This is a genomic window from Mycobacterium kiyosense, assembly GCA_021654635.1.
GTDB lineage: Bacteria > Actinomycetota > Actinomycetes > Mycobacteriales > Mycobacteriaceae > Mycobacterium > Mycobacterium kiyosense.
In genome coordinates, this window is sequence record AP025179.1 from 1023310 (window position 1) to 1041190 (window position 17881).

General features: G+C 67.0%; 10 protein-coding genes. 9 read left to right on the forward strand and 1 reads right to left on the reverse strand.

The window, feature by feature from the left end; translation table 11 throughout:
- Positions 1–67 precede the first annotated feature (67 nt).
- The 4 genes from L6444_RS04835 to L6444_RS04850 all read left to right on the forward strand — a co-directional run bounded on the left by L6444_RS04835 (position 68) and on the right by L6444_RS04850 (position 10785).
- Positions 68–1591 carry a carotenoid oxygenase family protein gene (locus L6444_RS04835; RefSeq protein WP_236981089.1) on the forward strand — a complete coding sequence of 508 codons (1524 nt, stop codon included), beginning with the start codon at positions 68–70 and terminating at the stop codon, positions 1589–1591.
- 126 nt (positions 1592–1717) lie between these two features.
- A complete protein-coding gene (locus tag L6444_RS04840) occupies positions 1718–2722 on the forward strand; it encodes an ABC transporter ATP-binding protein (protein WP_236981091.1) in 1005 nt (334 codons plus the stop codon).
- 557 nt (positions 2723–3279) lie between these two features.
- The gene (gene rpoB / locus L6444_RS04845) at positions 3280–6771 is read left to right on the forward strand and encodes a DNA-directed RNA polymerase subunit beta (RefSeq protein ID WP_370653077.1); all 3492 of its coding nucleotides are present in this window, start codon (positions 3280–3282) and stop codon (positions 6769–6771) included.
- 63 nt (positions 6772–6834) lie between these two features.
- Positions 6835–10785, forward strand: coding sequence for a DNA-directed RNA polymerase subunit beta' (locus L6444_RS04850; protein WP_236981095.1), 3951 nt, complete (start codon positions 6835–6837; stop codon positions 10783–10785).
- 197 nt (positions 10786–10982) lie between these two features.
- On the opposite strand, the gene L6444_RS04855 is transcribed toward L6444_RS04850, so the two are convergent.
- Positions 10983–12923: a neutral ceramidase gene (locus L6444_RS04855; RefSeq protein WP_236981097.1), complete on the reverse strand. Its 1941-nt coding sequence runs from the start codon at positions 12921–12923 to the stop codon at positions 10983–10985.
- Between the two features lie 80 nt (positions 12924–13003).
- Between L6444_RS04855 and L6444_RS04860 the strand changes: the two genes are divergently transcribed.
- Genes L6444_RS04860 through L6444_RS04880 form a run of 5 tightly spaced genes read left to right on the forward strand, consistent with a single transcriptional unit; the run spans position 13004 to position 17876 of the window.
- Positions 13004–13762, forward strand: coding sequence for a deoxyribonuclease IV (locus tag L6444_RS04860; RefSeq protein ID WP_236981099.1), 759 nt, complete (start codon positions 13004–13006; stop codon positions 13760–13762).
- A 51-nt stretch (positions 13763–13813) separates the two neighbouring features.
- The gene (locus L6444_RS04865; RefSeq protein WP_236981101.1) at positions 13814–15442 is read left to right on the forward strand and encodes an acyl-CoA dehydrogenase family protein; all 1629 of its coding nucleotides are present in this window, start codon (positions 13814–13816) and stop codon (positions 15440–15442) included.
- Positions 15442–16380 carry a crotonase/enoyl-CoA hydratase family protein gene (locus L6444_RS04870; protein WP_236981103.1) on the forward strand — a complete coding sequence of 313 codons (939 nt, stop codon included), beginning with the start codon at positions 15442–15444 and terminating at the stop codon, positions 16378–16380. Before L6444_RS04865 ends, L6444_RS04870 begins: the two co-directional genes overlap by 1 nt.
- A 3-nt stretch (positions 16381–16383) precedes the next feature.
- Entirely contained in the window at positions 16384–17112 is a 729-nt protein-coding gene (locus tag L6444_RS04875) for a PaaX family transcriptional regulator C-terminal domain-containing protein (protein ID WP_236981105.1), read from the forward strand.
- Positions 17109–17876, forward strand: coding sequence for a crotonase/enoyl-CoA hydratase family protein (locus L6444_RS04880; RefSeq protein WP_236981107.1), 768 nt, complete (start codon positions 17109–17111; stop codon positions 17874–17876). The genes L6444_RS04875 and L6444_RS04880 overlap by 4 nt, the downstream gene beginning before the upstream one ends.
- The last annotated feature ends 5 nt before the right edge of the window (positions 17877–17881 follow it).

Consider the following 17881-nt stretch of genomic DNA (forward strand, 5'->3'; position numbering starts at 1 on the left):
GCCATCTTCCCGTCGGCGGCGTAGCGTGCCAATAACTAGGAAATAACAATGTTATAGGAGTTCAGGCATGACTTCCGTGCAGACTGCCCAATCCCGGAACCCCTACCTGGAAGACTTTCTGGCGCCGGTGGACGCCGAAGTGACCGCGACCGACCTGCCGGTCACCGGACATATCCCCGACCACCTGCACGGGCGCTACCTGCGTAACGGCCCCAACCCGGCCGCCGAGGTGAACCCGGCGACATATCACTGGTTCAGCGGGGACGGGATGGTGCACGGCGTCGCACTGCAGGACGGCCAGGCGCGCTGGTACCGCAACCGCTGGGTGCGCAGTCTGCCCGTGTGCGCCGCACTCGGCGAACCCCGGCCGGCGCGGCTTGACCCGCGGGCGGGGCTGCTCGCCTTGGGCGCCAACACCAACGTGCTGGCCCATGCCGGCCGAACCCTCGCGCTCGTCGAGGGCGGCGTCGCCAACTACGAACTCACCGACGACCTGGACACCGTCGGTACCTGGGACTTCCGCGGCACCTTGTACGGCGGCTACACCGCCCACCCGCACCGGGACCCCCACACCGGCGAATTGCACGCCGTCTCCTATTCCTTTGCGCGCGGGCGGACGGTCCAGTACTCGGTGATCGGCGTCGACGGCCGCGCCCGCAAGACGGTCGACATCGCCGTGTCGGGGTCGCCGATGATGCACGACTTCTCGCTCACCGACAAATATGTGGTGCTCTACGACCTGCCGGTGACGTTCGACACCGCCCAGATGCTGCCCGCGAACCTGCCGCGCTGGCTGTCGCGGCCGGCGCAACTGGTGGTGCAATCGATGGTCGGCCGGGTGCGGATGCCCAGCCCGATAGCGGCGATGGTCAACCGCAACCCCAATCCGTCGGACCGCATGCCCTACGCCTGGAACCCGAACTACCCGGCACGCATCGGCGTCATGCCGCGGGAGGGATCCGGGAAGGACGTCCGGTGGTTCGACATCGAACCCTGCTACGTCTACCACCCGCTCAACGCTTATTCCGAACAGCGCGGTGAGGCCGAAGTCCTGGTGCTGGATGTGGTGCGTTATGACCGGATGTTCGATCGCGACCGGCGCGGCCCCGGGGAGAGCCGGCCGATGCTGGACCGCTGGACCATCAACCTGTCCACCGGCGCGGTGTCCACCGAACGTCGTGACGACCGGCCGCAGGAGTTTCCCCGCATCAACGAGGCCCTGACCGGTGCCCGGCATCGGTTCGGCTATGCGGTGGGTATCGGCGACGGGTTCGTCGACAGCTACGGCAATCAGGCCGCCCCGATGTCCACCGCGCTGTACAAGCACGACTTTGCGGCCGGGGCCAGCGAAGTCGCCGTCCTCGACCCTGACCTCGTCCTCGGCGAGATGTCGTTCGTCCCCAACCCCGCGCCGGACGGCCGCACTGCGGCCGAGGACGACGGGATCCTGATGGGCTACGGCTACCACCGTGGCCGCGACGAAGGGCAGCTGGTGATGCTGGACGCCCAGACGCTGGAATCGGTCGCCACCGTGCACCTGCCGCAGCGGGTTCCGATGGGCTTCCACGGGAACTGGGCGCCGGTGGCCTGACGGACGGCGTCACCCGATCGGAGGATTGTTACCTCCCAACCCTGATGCCGTGGTGAGGGCGTGCGCTACAGTGACTCAAGCCACACGGGCTGGTGGCTGATACGCGCGTCGACGGAAGGGTTTCCTATGGGTGTCGCGATCGAGGTCAACGGGCTCACCAAGTCGTTCGGATCCTCGAGGATCTGGGAAGACGTCACGCTCACGATCCCCGCCGGCGAAGTCAGCGTGCTACTGGGCCCGTCGGGTACCGGTAAGTCGGTGTTCCTGAAGTCCCTGATCGGTCTGCTGCGCCCGGAGCGCGGCTCCATCATCATCGACGGCACCGACATCATCGAGTGCTCGGCCAAAGAGCTCTACGAGATCCGCACCCTGTTCGGCGTGCTGTTCCAGGACGGCGCGCTGTTCGGCTCGATGAACCTCTACGACAACACCGCCTTCCCGCTGCGCGAGCACACCAAGAAGAAGGAAAGCGAGATCCGTAACATCGTTATGGAGAAGCTGGAGATGGTGGGCCTCGGCGGCGACGAGAAGAAGTTCCCCGGGGAGATCTCCGGTGGTATGCGCAAGCGTGCCGGTCTGGCCCGCGCGCTGGTCCTCGACCCGCAGATCATCCTGTGCGACGAGCCCGACTCCGGTCTGGACCCGGTCCGTACCGCGTACCTGAGCCAGCTGATCATGGACATCAACGCCCAGATCGACGCGACCATCCTCATCGTCACGCACAACATCAACATCGCCCGCACCGTGCCGGACAACATGGGCATGTTGTTCCGCAAGCACCTGGTCATGTTCGGACCGCGGGAAGTGCTGCTGACCAGCGACGAGCCGGTGGTGCGCCAGTTCCTCAACGGCCGCCGGATCGGGCCGATCGGTATGTCGGAGGAAAAGGACGAGGCCACCATGGCCGAGGAGCAGGCGGCGCTCGAAGCCGGCCAGCACGCCGGCGGTGTGGAAGACATCGAGGGTGTGCCGCCGCAGATCGAAGCCTCGCCCGGCATGCCGGAACGCAAGGGCGTGGCTCGCCGCCAGGCCCGGGTGCGCGCCATGTTGCACACGCTGCCGCAGAAGGCCCAGCAGGCGATCCTCGACGATCTCGAGGGCACCCACAAGTACCAGTCGCACGAATTCTGATCGGCTGCCGGCCGCCCGCCCGGCAGTTCGGATCGGAAACGTGAGTTCGGCTCCCTGAGATTCGACGGGTTGTCCGGCACGTTCCAGGTCTGTCCAGAGCTGCGTGCAGCGGCCTGTTCAGCCACGTCACCCCGGGAATTTCCCACAACTTGCCGCGCCCACCTCTTGACGGAAGGGCCTAAACGGGTCAATCTGTTGGGCAGCATGTGTGCGTGTGAAACCAGAGGTGCCAGCCAGCGCCGTTTCCCGTGCACGCTTGATCGTGCTGGGTATTTGAGGAATGCGCCGTCCTGCGCTATTGTTGGACGTTGCGCTGGCTACCTCCTGCCCACCTCACAATCGCCACTTGGCCGCTAAAGACACTGTGGTCTTAGCCTGAGCTCCTTTTTGCGGCTCAGCTATTCAGTTGCGTGCGTGAGATCCGGACAGTTCGTTCGCCAGCCGATACCGACAAAATATCTGCGGCGAACAGCTCAGCAGGCACCGGCTCGCGCCGGCTCGCTCAATGGCTTCGGGGTCCCTCCCGTACGTCGCACGAGGTGCTGGAAGGACGCATCTTGGCCGATTTCCGCCAGAGCAACACAGGTAGCCCACAAAGTTCTTCGAACAGTTCGGTACCCGGAGCGCCCAACCGGGTTTCCTTCGCCAAGTTGCGCGAACCCCTCGAGGTCCCCGGGTTGCTCGACGTTCAGACCGACTCGTTCGAGTGGCTGATCGGCTCCCAGCGTTGGCGCGACACTGCCGCCAAGCGCGGCGACGTCAACCAGATGGGTGGGCTCGAAGAAGTACTGCACGAGCTCTCGCCGATCGAGGACTTCTCGGGCTCGATGTCGCTGTCTTTCTCCGACCCGCGCTTTGACGAGGTCAAGGCGCCGGTCGACGAGTGCAAAGACAAGGACATGACGTACGCGGCCCCGCTGTTCGTCACCGCCGAGTTCATCAACAACAACACCGGCGAGATCAAGAGCCAGACGGTGTTCATGGGTGACTTCCCGATGATGACCGAGAAGGGCACCTTCATCATCAACGGCACCGAGCGTGTCGTGGTCAGCCAGCTGGTCCGGTCGCCCGGTGTGTATTTCGACGAGACCATCGACAAGTCCACCGAGAAGACGCTGCACAGCGTCAAGGTGATCCCCAGCCGCGGCGCGTGGCTGGAGTTCGACGTCGACAAGCGCGACACCGTGGGTGTGCGCATCGACCGCAAGCGCCGCCAGCCGGTCACCGTGCTGCTCAAGGCCCTGGGCTGGACCAACGAGCAGATCCACGAGCGGTTCGGCTTCTCCGAGATCATGATGGGCACGCTGGAGAAGGACAACACCGCCGGCACCGACGAGGCGCTGCTGGACATCTACCGCAAGCTGCGTCCGGGCGAACCGCCGACCAAGGAGTCCGCGCAGACCCTGCTGGAGAACCTGTTCTTCAAGGAGAAGCGTTACGACCTGGCCCGGGTGGGCCGGTACAAGGTCAACAAGAAGCTCGGCCTGCATGTCGGGGATCCGATCACCAGCTCGACGCTGACCGAGGAAGACGTGGTCGCCACCATCGAGTACCTGGTGCGCCTGCACGAGGGCCAGCACTCGATGACGGTTCCCGGCGGCACCGAGGTGCCGGTGGAGACCGACGACATCGACCACTTCGGCAACCGCCGGTTGCGCACCGTGGGCGAGCTGATCCAGAACCAGATCCGGGTCGGCATGTCCCGCATGGAGCGTGTCGTGCGCGAGCGGATGACCACTCAGGACGTCGAGGCGATCACGCCGCAGACCCTGATCAACATCCGGCCCGTCGTCGCCGCGATCAAGGAGTTCTTCGGCACCAGCCAGCTGTCGCAGTTCATGGACCAGAACAACCCGCTGTCGGGTCTGACCCACAAGCGTCGTCTGTCGGCGCTGGGCCCGGGTGGTCTGTCCCGTGAGCGTGCCGGCCTGGAGGTCCGCGACGTGCACCCGTCGCACTACGGCCGGATGTGCCCGATCGAGACGCCGGAAGGCCCGAACATCGGTCTGATCGGGTCGCTGTCGGTGTACGCGCGGGTCAACCCGTTCGGCTTCATCGAGACGCCTTACCGGAAAGTCGTCGACGGTGTGGTCTCGGACGAGATCCACTACCTGACCGCCGACGAGGAGGACCGCCACGTCGTGGCGCAGGCCAACTCGCCGATCGACGCCGAGGGTCGCTTCATCGAGCCGCGCGTCCTGGTCCGCCGCAAGGCCGGTGAGGTGGAGTACGTGCCGTCATCCGAGGTGGACTACATGGACGTGTCACCGCGCCAGATGGTGTCGGTGGCCACCGCGATGATCCCGTTCCTCGAGCACGACGACGCCAACCGCGCCCTGATGGGCGCGAACATGCAGCGTCAGGCGGTTCCGCTGGTGCGCAGCGAGGCACCGCTGGTGGGCACCGGCATGGAGCTGCGGGCGGCCATCGACGCCGGCGACGTCGTCGTCGCCGAGAAGGCGGGCGTGATCGAGGAGGTCTCGGCCGACTACATCACCGTCATGCACGACGAGGGCACCCGGCGCACCTACCGGATGCGCAAGTTCGCCCGCTCCAACCACGGCACCTGCGCCAACCAGTCGCCGATCGTCGACGCCGGCGACCGGGTGGAAGCCGGCCAGGTGATCGCCGACGGCCCCTGCACCGAGAACGGTGAGATGGCCCTGGGCAAGAACCTGCTGGTGGCGATCATGCCGTGGGAGGGCCACAACTACGAGGACGCCATCATCCTGTCCAACCGCCTGGTTGAAGAGGACGTGTTGACCTCGATCCACATCGAGGAGCACGAGATCGACGCCCGCGACACCAAGCTGGGCGCCGAGGAGATCACCCGGGACATCCCGAACGTCTCCGACGAGGTGCTGGCGGACCTGGACGAGCGGGGCATCGTGCGTATCGGCGCCGAGGTTCGCGACGGCGACATCCTGGTCGGCAAGGTCACACCCAAGGGTGAGACCGAGCTGACCCCGGAAGAGCGGCTGCTGCGCGCGATCTTCGGCGAGAAGGCCCGCGAGGTCCGCGACACCTCCCTGAAGGTGCCGCACGGCGAGTCCGGCAAGGTCATCGGCATCCGGGTGTTCTCCCGCGAGGATGACGACGAGCTGCCCGCCGGCGTCAACGAGCTGGTCCGCGTGTACGTGGCCCAGAAGCGCAAGATCTCCGACGGCGACAAGCTGGCCGGCCGGCACGGCAACAAGGGCGTCATCGGCAAGATCCTGCCGGTGGAGGACATGCCGTTCCTGCCGGACGGAACCCCGGTGGACATCATCCTGAATACCCACGGGGTGCCGCGACGGATGAACATCGGCCAGATCCTGGAGACCCACCTCGGGTGGGTGGCCAAGGCCGGCTGGAACATCGAGGGCAGTCCGGAGTGGGCGGCGAACCTGCCCGAGGATCTGCGCCACGCCCAGCCGAACCAGATCGTCTCCACGCCGGTGTTCGACGGCGCCAAGGAGGAGGAGCTGCAGGGCCTGCTGTCGGCCACGCTGCCCAACCGCGACGGCGAGGTGCTGGTCAACGAGGACGGCAAGGCGGTGCTCTTCGACGGGCGCAGCGGGGAGCCGTTCCCGTACCCGGTCACGGTCGGCTACATGTACATCATGAAGCTGCACCACCTGGTGGACGACAAGATCCACGCCCGCTCGACCGGCCCGTACTCGATGATCACCCAGCAGCCGCTGGGCGGTAAGGCGCAGTTCGGCGGTCAGCGGTTCGGTGAGATGGAGTGCTGGGCCATGCAGGCCTACGGTGCCGCGTACACGCTGCAGGAGCTGCTGACCATCAAGTCCGACGACACCGTCGGGCGGGTCAAGGTCTACGAGGCGATCGTCAAGGGCGAGAACATCCCCGAGCCCGGCATCCCCGAGTCGTTCAAGGTGCTGCTCAAGGAGCTGCAGTCGCTGTGCCTCAACGTCGAGGTGCTCTCGTCCGACGGTGCGGCCATCGAGCTGCGCGAGGGCGAGGACGAGGACCTGGAACGGGCTGCCGCCAACCTGGGAATCAACTTGTCGCGCAACGAATCTGCTTCGGTAGAGGACCTTGCCTAATTTGTGAGCGCTCGCGCGAAGAACTAATAACCGAGCTAATCCCGCAAGGGGAAAGGGAGTTACGTGCTAGACGTCAACTTCTTCGATGAACTCCGGATCGGCCTGGCTACCGCGGAGGACATCCGTCAGTGGTCCTACGGTGAGGTCAAGAAGCCGGAGACCATCAACTACCGCACGCTCAAGCCTGAGAAGGACGGCCTGTTCTGCGAGAAGATCTTCGGACCGACTCGCGACTGGGAGTGCTACTGCGGCAAGTACAAGCGGGTGCGCTTCAAGGGCATCATCTGTGAGCGCTGCGGCGTCGAGGTCACCCGCGCCAAAGTGCGTCGGGAGCGGATGGGTCACATCGAGCTGGCCGCTCCGGTCACCCACATCTGGTACTTCAAGGGCGTGCCCTCGCGGTTGGGCTACCTGCTCGACCTGGCCCCGAAGGACCTGGAAAAGATCATCTACTTCGCCGCGTATGTGATCACCGCGGTCGACGACGAGATGCGGCACAACGAGCTGTCCACGCTCGAGGCCGAGATGGTGGTCGAGCGCAAGGCCGTCGAGGACCAGCGCGACGCCGACCTGGAAGCCCGCGCGCAGAAGCTCGAGGCCGACCTGGCCGAGCTGGAGGCCGAGGGCGCCAAGGCCGACGCCAAGCGCAAGGTCCGCGACGGCGGTGAGCGCGAGATGCGTCAGCTGCGCGACCGCGCCCAGCGCGAGCTGGACCGGCTCGACGACATCTGGAACACGTTCACCAAGCTCGCTCCCAAGCAGTTGATCGTGGACGAGAACCTGTACCGCGAGCTGCAGGACCGCTACGGCGAGTACTTCACCGGTGCCATGGGCGCGGAGTCGATCCAGAAGCTGATCGAGAACTTCGACATCGACGCCGAGGCCGAGCAGTTGCGGGATGTCATCCGAAACGGCAAGGGGCAGAAGAAGCTTCGTGCCCTCAAGCGCCTCAAGGTGGTGGCCGCGTTCCAGCAGTCGGGCAACTCCCCGATGGGCATGGTGCTCGACGCGGTGCCGGTGATCCCGCCGGAGCTGCGCCCCATGGTGCAGCTCGACGGTGGCCGGTTCGCCACGTCCGACCTGAACGACCTGTACCGCCGCGTGATCAACCGCAACAACCGGTTGAAGCGACTGATCGACCTCGGCGCGCCCGAGATCATCGTCAACAACGAGAAGCGGATGCTGCAGGAGTCCGTCGACGCGCTGTTCGACAACGGCCGCCGCGGCCGGCCCGTCACGGGTCCGGGTAACCGTCCGCTGAAGTCGCTGAGCGACCTGCTCAAGGGCAAGCAGGGCCGGTTCCGGCAGAACCTGCTCGGTAAGCGGGTCGACTACTCGGGCCGTTCGGTCATCGTGGTCGGCCCGCAACTCAAGCTGCACCAGTGCGGTCTGCCCAAGCTGATGGCGCTCGAGCTGTTCAAGCCGTTCGTGATGAAGCGCCTGGTCGACCTCAACCACGCGCAGAACATCAAGAGCGCCAAGCGGATGGTGGAGCGTCAGCGGCCCCAGGTGTGGGACGTGCTCGAAGAAGTCATCGCCGAGCACCCGGTGCTGCTGAACCGTGCACCCACCCTGCACCGGCTGGGTATCCAGGCCTTCGAGCCGATGCTGGTGGAAGGCAAGGCAATTCAGCTGCACCCGTTGGTGTGTGAGGCGTTCAACGCCGACTTCGACGGCGACCAGATGGCCGTGCACCTGCCGCTTTCGGCGGAGGCGCAGGCCGAGGCGCGCATCCTGATGCTGTCGAGCAACAACATCCTGTCGCCGGCATCCGGCCGCCCGCTGGCCATGCCGCGGCTGGACATGGTGACCGGGCTGTACTTCCTGACCACCGAGGTCGAGGGCGACAAGGGCGAGTACCGGCCGGCCGGGCAGGACACGCCGGAGTCCGGTGTGTACTCCTCACCGGCCGAGGCGATCATGGCGGCCGACCGCGGTGTGCTGTCGGTGCGCGCCAAGATCAAGGTGCGGTTGACGCAGCTGCGTCCGCCGGCCGAGATCGAGGCCGCGCTGTTCGGCGCCAACGGCTGGCAGCCGGGCGACGCCTGGGTGGCCGAGACGACGCTGGGCCGGGTGCTGTTCAACGAACTGCTGCCGCTGGGCTACCCGTTCGTGAACAAGCAGATGCACAAGAAGGTGCAGGCGTCGATCATCAACGACCTGGCCGAGCGCTACCCGATGATCGTGGTCGCGCAGACCGTGGACAAGCTCAAGGACGCCGGCTTCTACTGGGCGACGCGCAGTGGCGTCACGGTCTCGATGGCCGACGTGCTGGTGCCGCCGCGGAAGAAGGAGATCCTCGACCACTACGAGGAGCGGGCCGAGAAGGTCGAAAAGCAGTTCCAGCGTGGTGCTTTGAACCACGACGAGCGCAACGAGGCGCTGGTGGAGATCTGGAAGGAAGCCACCGACGAGGTGGGTCAGGCGCTGCGGGAGCACTACCCCAGCGACAACCCGATCATCACCATCGTCGACTCGGGTGCCACGGGTAACTTCACCCAGACCCGGACGCTGGCCGGCATGAAGGGTCTGGTGACCAACCCCAAGGGTGAGTTCATCCCGCGTCCGGTCAAGTCCTCCTTCCGTGAGGGCCTGACCGTGCTGGAGTACTTCATCAACACCCACGGCGCGCGAAAGGGCTTGGCGGACACCGCGTTGCGTACCGCCGACTCGGGTTACCTGACCCGTCGTCTGGTGGACGTCAGCCAGGACGTCATCGTGCGCGAGCACGACTGCGAGACCGAGCGGGGCATCATCGTCGAGTTGGCCGAGCGTCAGCCCGACGGCACCCTGATCCGTGACCCGTACATCGAAACCTCGGCGTACGCACGGACTTTGGGAGCCGACGCGGTCGACGAGGCGGGCAACGTCGTCGTCGCCCGTGGCGAGGACCTGGGTGACCCGTCGATCGAGGCGCTGCTGGCCGCGGGTATCACGCAGATCAAGGTGCGTTCGGTGCTCACCTGCACCACCGGCACCGGCGTCTGCGCCACCTGCTACGGCCGCTCGATGGCCACCGGCAAGCTGGTCGACATCGGTGAGGCGGTCGGCATCGTCGCCGCCCAGTCCATCGGTGAGCCCGGCACGCAGCTGACCATGCGTACCTTCCACCAGGGTGGTGTGGGTGAGGACATCACCGGCGGTCTGCCGCGTGTCCAGGAGCTGTTCGAGGCGCGCGTCCCGCGCGGCAAGGCACCCATCGCCGACGTCACCGGTCGGGTTCGGCTCGAGGACGGGGAGCGCTTCTACAAGATCACCATCGTCCCCGACGACGGCGGCGAGGAAGTGGTCTACGACAAGCTCTCCAAGCGTCAGCGGCTGCGGGTGTTCAAGCACGAGGACGGCTCCGAGCGGGTGCTGTCCGACGGCGACCACGTCGAGGTGGGTCAGCAATTGATGGAAGGCTCGGCCGACCCGCACGAGGTGCTGCGTGTGCAGGGCCCGCGCGAGGTGCAGATCCACCTGGTCCGCGAGGTCCAGGAGGTGTACCGGGCGCAGGGTGTGTCGATCCACGACAAGCACATCGAGGTGATCGTGCGCCAGATGCTGCGCCGGGTCACCATCATCGACTCGGGCTCGACGGAGTTCCTGCCCGGCTCGCTGATCGACCGTGCCGAGTTCGAGGCGGAGAACCGCCGGGTGGTTGCCGAGGGTGGCGAGCCCGCGGCCGGCCGTCCGGTGCTGATGGGTATCACCAAGGCATCGCTGGCCACCGACTCGTGGTTGTCCGCGGCGTCGTTCCAGGAGACCACCCGGGTGCTGACCGATGCGGCGATCAACTGCCGCAGCGACAAGCTCAACGGTCTGAAGGAGAACGTGATCATCGGAAAGCTGATCCCGGCCGGTACCGGCATCAACCGGTACCGCAACATCCAGGTGCAGCCGACCGAGGAGGCCCGCGCCGCGGCGTACACGATCCCGTCCTACGAGGATCAGTACTACAGCCCGGACTTCGGTCAGGCCACCGGTGCCGCGGTCCCGCTGGACGACTACGGTTACTCCGACTACCGGTAAACGATACGAGCGAATCAGCCCCCGCCGCCCCGACTTTGGGGCCGCGGGGGCTGTTCGTATCGCGCGGCGTTTGCTGCTTGTGCGCCCGCCCGCCGTCGGCCCCAACCTTCCGCCCGAGCGTCACGCCAGCGTGACGCTCGGCGTCGACGGTTGCGCTGGCGTGATGTTCGGCGGACAGGGGTGGTGATGTGCGCCCTCTAGCGCACGGTGAACTCGTGCGTCGTCGACCGGAACGGCTCGATGCGGCCGTGCCGGTCCCGGGTCGCGCCGTGGTGGACGATGCGGTACTGCCCGGCCGCGGCGTCGGCGGGGATCTCCCACCGGATCCGGACGCGCGACCCGGCTCGCCCCTCGCGCTCCCACTCGAATGTGGTCGACCAGTCGCCGTCGTCGGCGACCCGCGTCCACTGGCCTTGCGCGAGGTGCAGCACTTCCAGAAAGGTGCTGTTGCGGTGCAAGTCGTTGTTCGGATAACCGCTGACGAACGCGGCTTCCACCGTGTCGCCGGGCCGGTACGTCCCGTCCGGCTGTGCCAGGATCGCGCCGAAGGAGCCGTTGTCGGCGGGCGGTACCCGCAGCCAGCTGCGTGGTTTACGGCGCCGCGGCCCGCCGCCGGGCGACACCGGTCGGCCATCACGCATCGCTTCGGCCAGCGCGGCGACGGTCTGCATGAGGGCGGGCAGCTCCCAGCGCCCGAACAGGGTGCTGCCGCCCTCGTAACGCTGCTCGAGGTATTCCTCGGGCGTGGTCACGTAATGGATGTAGGCGTTCGAATAGCCCACGCACAGCACGTCATTCAGATCAGCTCCGAGGATCGACGCCACGGTGCGACGCAGCCGCAGGCCCGAGGTGATGGTCGGCTCGCCGGGAATGCCGATCAGATAAAGGCGCCCGATCCGGATCAGTTGTACCGGCACTGTCTCCTGGATGAAGGGCTGCAACCGGTTCAGCAGGTGCGCCGGAATCACCATGCCCTTGGGTTCCTGCGCCGCCCGTGTTCTGGCGCCGAGCCGGTATACCAAGCGGGATATGTTGTCCCAGAGAAAATTTCGCCCCTGTCTGAACCCGGGGAAGCCTTCCCCTTCGTCGGTCCCGGCGAACATCGCGGCGGCGATCATCGGCCGGCCGGTGCGGTGCTCGCGGCCGTCGGGTGTGTACTGCCCGCCGACCAGCACGTCGGTCAGGTCGACGTAGGTGAACCGGGCGTCGACGTCGGTGCCGATCGGCGTGCCGCTGCCCAATTGTGCTGACGCATCCTCGAATTGGGCCAGTCCGATCCGCCGGGTGTTGGCCCTTTCGTCCTCGGAGCGGCGCGGCCCGTAGTCGACGGGACCGTCGACGTGCGGGCTCATGTCACCCGCGTTGGTCTGGGCGAACGCGCCGACGAATTCGGGTTGACCGGCCAGGTAATCGGCGCCGCGCACGGTGCGCTCCCAGTGGTGGGCGGCGAAGCCCTTGTTGTCTCCGGTGATGAGCAGGTTGCGGTTGGTCATGCTGGTGCCGTGGGTGGCGAAGAAGTGGATTGCGCCCACGGTGTCCTGGCCCCGGTCGATCTGGATCAGGGTGGTGAGCGGGTCGATGCGGCCGGGGAAGAAGTCCCGGTCGGATGCCGGGTTGCGGTCGAACGACGACGGCGACCTGTTGATGCTCGCGTCGTGCAGTTCACCGTGGGACAGCAGTACCTCCGCGGGCGCCAGGTCTTCGTGGGCGTGCCGGATGGACTCGACGATTCCGTCGACGATCGCGGTGAAGGTGGCCGGCCGGAAGCCGCCGGTCGACAAGTTGTACAACAGCTGGCCGCAGTACCCGCCGGGACCGGCGTGGGTGTGGGTGGTGGTGATCAGCGTGTTGCCGGCGGTGTAGGTGTTGCCGTAGGACATTGCCAGCAGGCGCAGCACCTCGTCGGTCACGTTCTGCATGGGCAACGGCAGCTCGGCGACCACTAGCAGCACCCGTTGCCGCCCGTCGTCGAAAACGAAAGCGCGCGAACGCAATCGGAGATGGATGCCGGCGGTGCGCTGCTCGATCTTGCCGTACCCGAGCATGCCGCAGTCGGCCGCTTCGCCGGTGATGTCGGAGATGCCCCGCCCGACCGAAAGCCCAGCCGACAGCCCGGCCGAAAGTCTCTCCGAAGCCATCGCCGCACCCTCCACGACCGGTGTTCCTACGGATTCACACCATATGCGCCGTGTCGGGGTGTCTCGTTAAACTCGCCAGGGTGCTGATCGGTTCACATGTAAGCCCACAGGATCCGCTGGCCTCGGCGCAGGCTGAAGGCGCCGACGTGGTGCAGATCTTCCTCGGCAATCCGCAGAGTTGGAAGGCGCCCAAACCGCGTGACGACGCGGCGGCGCTCAAGGCTGCGAAACTGCCCATCTATGTGCACGCGCCGTACCTGATCAACGTGGCGTCGGCCAACAACAAGGTGCGAATTCCGTCGCGCAAGATCCTGCAGCAGACCTGTGACGCGGCCGCTGAGATCGGCGCAGCGGCGGTGATCGTGCACGGTGGCCACGTTGCCGACGACAGCGACCTGGACGCGGGGTTCGCCCGCTGGCGTAAGGCGCTCGACCAGCTGCGCACCGAGGTCCCGGTCTATCTGGAGAACACCGCGGGCGGCGACCACGCGATGGCACGCCACTTCGACACCATCGCCCGCCTCTGGGATGTCATCGGCGACACCGGCATTGGCTTCTGCCTGGACACCTGTCATACCTGGGCGGCGGGCGAGGCGTTGGTGGATGCGGTGGACCGGATCAAGGCGATCACCGGTCGCATCGACCTGGTGCACTGCAACGACTCCAAGGACGCCCCCGGTTCGGGCCGGGACCGGCACGCCAACCTCGGTGCCGGTGAGATCGACCCCGAGTTGCTCGTCGCGGCGGTGAAGGCTGCGGACGCTCCGGTGATCTGCGAGACGGCCGAGGAAGGCCGCAAGGACGACATCGCGTTTCTGCGGGAGAAGACGGGCGGCTGACCGCACATTACGGATCTTGTGCGGTTGTCGGAAAAATGTAATATCGAGGTCATGCCGGATACGCACGTCGTCACCAACCAAGTCCCGCCGCTGGAGAACTACAACCCCGCCACGTCACCGCTCATCGTCGAGGCCCTGATCCGCGAGGGCGGGCAATGGGGGCTGGACGAGGTGACCGAACTCGGAGCCATCAATGGCAGCCGCACCGCGCAGCGCTGGGGCGAGCTGGCCGACCGCAACAGGCCCGTGCTGCACACCCACGACCAAACGGGTCACCGCATCGACGAGGTCGAGTACGACCCGGCCTATCACGAATTGATGCGCACCGCGATCGCCCACGGTCTGCACGCTGCGCCCTGGGCCGACGACCGGGCGGGCGCCCACGTGGTGCGCGCGGCCAAGACGTCGGTGTGGACGGTGGAACCGGGCCACGTCTGCCCGATTTCGATGACCTACGCGGTGGTCCCGGCGCTGCGGTTCAACCCGGAGCTGGCGGCCGTCTACGAGCCACTGCTGACCAGCCGCGAGTACGATCCCGAGCTCAAGGTGGCCACCGCCAAGCCCGGTATCACCGCGGGCATGTCGATGACGGAGAAGCAGGGCGGCTCCGATGTGCGCGCCGGCACCACGCAGGCCAGTCCCAATGCCGACGGCACCTACACACTGGTCGGGCACAAGTGGTTCACCTCGGCGCCGATGTGCGACATCTTCCTGGTGCTCGCGCAGGCGCCAAAAGGCTTGAGCTGCTTCATGTTGCCGCGGATCCTGCCCGACGGCACCCGTAACCGGATGTTCCTGCAGCGCCTCAAGGACAAACTCGGTAACCACGCCAACGCCTCCAGCGAGGTCGAATACGACGGCGCCACCGCGTGGTTGGTGGGTGAGGAGGGTCGCGGCGTGCCGACCATCATCGAGATGGTCAACCTCACCCGGCTGGACTGCACGCTGGGCAGCGCCACCAGCATGCGCACCGGGCTGACCCGCGCCGTCTATCATGCCCAGCACCGAAAAGCCTTCGGCGCCTACCTGATCGACCAGCCGTTGATGCGCAACGTGCTGGCCGATCTTGCGGTGGAGGCCGAGGCCGCGACCATGGTCGCGTTCCGGATGGCCGGGGCCACCGACCAGGCGGTGCGCGGTGACCAGCGCGAGGCGCTGTTGCGTCGCATCGGCCTGGCGGCCAGCAAGTACTGGGTGTGCAAGCGGGCCACGCCGCACGCCGCGGAAGCGCTGGAGTGCCTGGGCGGCAACGGTTATGTCGAGGACTCCGGCATGCCGCGGCTGTACCGAGAGGCCCCGCTGATGGGCATCTGGGAGGGATCGGGCAATGTCAGCGCGCTGGATACGTTGCGCGCCATGGAAACTCGTCCGGAATCCGTCGAGGTGCTGTTCGACGAGCTGGGCCAGACGCACGGTCAGGACCCCAGGCTGGACAGCCACGTGGCGGCGCTGCGAACCGAACTGGCCGACCTGGACACCATTCAGTACCGGGCCCGCAAGGTCGCCGAGGACATCTGTCTGGCGCTGCAGGGTTCGCTGCTGGTGCGCCACGGACATCCCGCGGTCGCCGAGGCGTTCCTGGCCACCCGGCTCGGCGGTCAGTGGGGTGGGGCGTTCGGCACCATGCCCGCCGGGCTGGATCTGGCGCCGATCCTCGAGCGTGCGCTGGTCAAGGGCTGATGACGCACGCGATCAGGCCCGTCGACTTCGACAACCTGAAGACGATGACCTACCAGGTCACCGACCGGGTCGCTCGCATCACCTTCAACCGGCCCGAGAAGGGCAACGCGATCATCGCCGACACGCCGCTGGAGCTCTCGGCGTGTGTCGAGCGCGCCGACCTCGACCCCAACGTCCACGTCATCCTGGTCTCCGGGCGCGGCGAGGGGTTCTGCGCGGGTTTCGACCTGTCCGCGTACGCCGACGGCACCGGCTCGGCCGGCGGGACGGGTGCGTACAGCGGCACCGTGCTCGACGGTAAGACCCAGGGCATCAACCACCTGCCGAATCAGCCGTGGGACCCGATGATCGACTACCAGATGATGAGCCGGTTCGTGCGCGGGTTCGCCAGCCTGATGCATGCCGACAAGCCGACCGTGGTCAAGATCCACGGCTACTGCGTGGCCGGCGGCACCGACATCGCGCTGCACGCCGACCAGGTGATCGCGGCCGCCGACGCCAAGATCGGCTACCCGCCGACCCGGGTGTGGGGCGTTCCGGCGGCGGGGCTGTGGGCGCATCGACTCGGCGATCAGCGTGCCAAACGGCTGTTGTTCACCGGCGATTGCATCACCGGCGCGCAGGCCGCCGAGTGGGGTCTGGCGGTCGAGGCGCCCGATCCGCAGGACCTCGACGAGCGCACCGAACGGCTGGTGCAACGGATCGCCGCGCTCCCGGTCAACCAGTTGATCATGATCAAGCTGGCGCTCAATGCGCCGCTGCTGCAGCAGGGCGTGGCCACCAGTCAGATGGTCAGCACCGTTTTCGACGGCATCGCCCGGCACACGCCGGAGGGGCATGCGTTCGTCGCCGACGCGGTCGAGCACGGCTTTCGCGACGCGGTCAAGCACCGCGACGAGCCGTTCGGTGACTACGGCCGGCAAGCGTCCCAGGTGTAGGCCATGCGGAAGATGACCGCCCGGTCGGTGGTGCTCAGCGTCTTGCTGGGGGCCCACCCCGCGTGGGCCAGCGCCAGCGAATTGATCAGGCTGACAGCTGATTTCGGGATCAAGGAGACCACCCTGCGGGTGGCCTTGACCCGCATGGTCAGTGCCGGTGACCTGATCCGCTCCGCCGACGGTTACCGCCTCTCGGAGCGATTGCTGGCCCGCCAGCGCCGTCAGGACGAGGCCATGCGCCCGCCCACCCTGCCCTGGCGCGGCACCTGGCACCTGGTCGTCGTCACCAGCGTGGGCACCGACCCCCGGACCCGCGCCGCGCTGCGAAACACCATGCACGACAGCAGGTTCGGTGAGTTACGTGAGGGCGTGTGGATGCGGCCGGACAACCTCGGCCTGAGCCTGGATCTCGACGTCGCCGCCCGGGTGCGGGTACTGACTGCGCGCGACGACGCCCCGGTGCAGTTGGCCGGCCAGCTGTGGGACCTGGCCGAGTGGGTGGCCGTCGGGCACCGGCTCCTCGACGAGATCGCGCGGGCCACGGAGGTCCCGGAGCGGTTCGTGGTGGCCGCGGCGATGGTGCGGCATCTGCTGACCGATCCGATGCTGCCCGACGAACTGCTGCCCACCGACTGGCCGGGTGCCCGGTTGCGGGCGGCCTACCACGATTTCGCCGCCGAACTGGCCCGGCGACGCGACGAGGCGGAACGAGAACTGCAGGAGGCGACATGAGCGATCTGGTGCGGGTAGAGCGCAACGGCCCGGTGACCACGGTGAGCATCAACCGGCCGCAGGCGCGCAACGCCGTCAACGGACCGACGGCGGCCGCGCTGTACACCGCGTTCGAGCAATTCGACCGTGACGAGTCCGCTTCGGTCGCAATTCTACGGGGGGAGGGCGGAACCTTCTGTGCGGGAGCGGATTTGAAAGCGTTCGGCACATCGGAGGCCAACTCCGTGCACCGCAGCGGGCCCGGCCCGATGGGTCCGTCGCGAATGATGTTGTCCAAACCGGTGATTGCCGCGGTGGACGGCTACGCGGTGGCGGGTGGTCTGGAGCTGGCGCTGTGGTGCGATCTGCGGGTGGCCGAGCAGGACGCGGTGTTCGGGGTGTTCTGCCGTCGCTGGGGGGTTCCGTTGATCGACGGCGGCACGGTGCGGTTGCCGCGGTTGATCGGGCATAGCCGGGCGATGGACATGATCCTCACCGGCCGTCCGGTCAAGGCCGACGAAGCGCTGGCGATCGGGCTGGCCAACCGGGTGGTCCCCAACGGTGAAGCGCTGCAGGCGGCGCAGCGGCTGGCCGCCGAGCTGGCCGCGCTGCCGCAGCAGTGTCTGCGCTCGGACCGGCTGTCGGCGATGCACCAGTGGGGTCTGCCCGAGTCCGCGGCGATGGACCTCGAGTTCGCCAGCATCTCCCGGGTGGCCGCCGAGTCACTGGAGGGCGCATCGCGGTTCGCCGCGGGCGCCGGCCGACACGGCGCGGCCGCCGATTAGCCGCG

What these genes read in the sequence shown, in the direction of transcription:
- L6444_RS04835 (WP_236981089.1), top strand. Translation starts at nt 68, where the DNA reads ATGACTTCCGTGCAGACTGCCCAATCCCGGAACCCCTACCTGGAAGAC.
- L6444_RS04875 (WP_236981105.1), top strand. Translation starts at nt 16,384, where the DNA reads ATGCGGAAGATGACCGCCCGGTCGGTGGTGCTCAGCGTCTTGCTGGGG.
- L6444_RS04880 (WP_236981107.1), top strand. Translation starts at nt 17,109, where the DNA reads ATGAGCGATCTGGTGCGGGTAGAGCGCAACGGCCCGGTGACCACGGTG.
- L6444_RS04840 (WP_236981091.1), top strand. Translation starts at nt 1,718, where the DNA reads ATGGGTGTCGCGATCGAGGTCAACGGGCTCACCAAGTCGTTCGGATCC.
- L6444_RS04865 (WP_236981101.1), top strand. Translation starts at nt 13,814, where the DNA reads ATGCCGGATACGCACGTCGTCACCAACCAAGTCCCGCCGCTGGAGAAC.
- L6444_RS04870 (WP_236981103.1), top strand. Translation starts at nt 15,442, where the DNA reads ATGACGCACGCGATCAGGCCCGTCGACTTCGACAACCTGAAGACGATG.
- L6444_RS04855 (WP_236981097.1), bottom strand. Translation starts at nt 12,923, where the DNA reads ATGGCTTCGGAGAGACTTTCGGCCGGGCTGTCGGCTGGGCTTTCGGTC.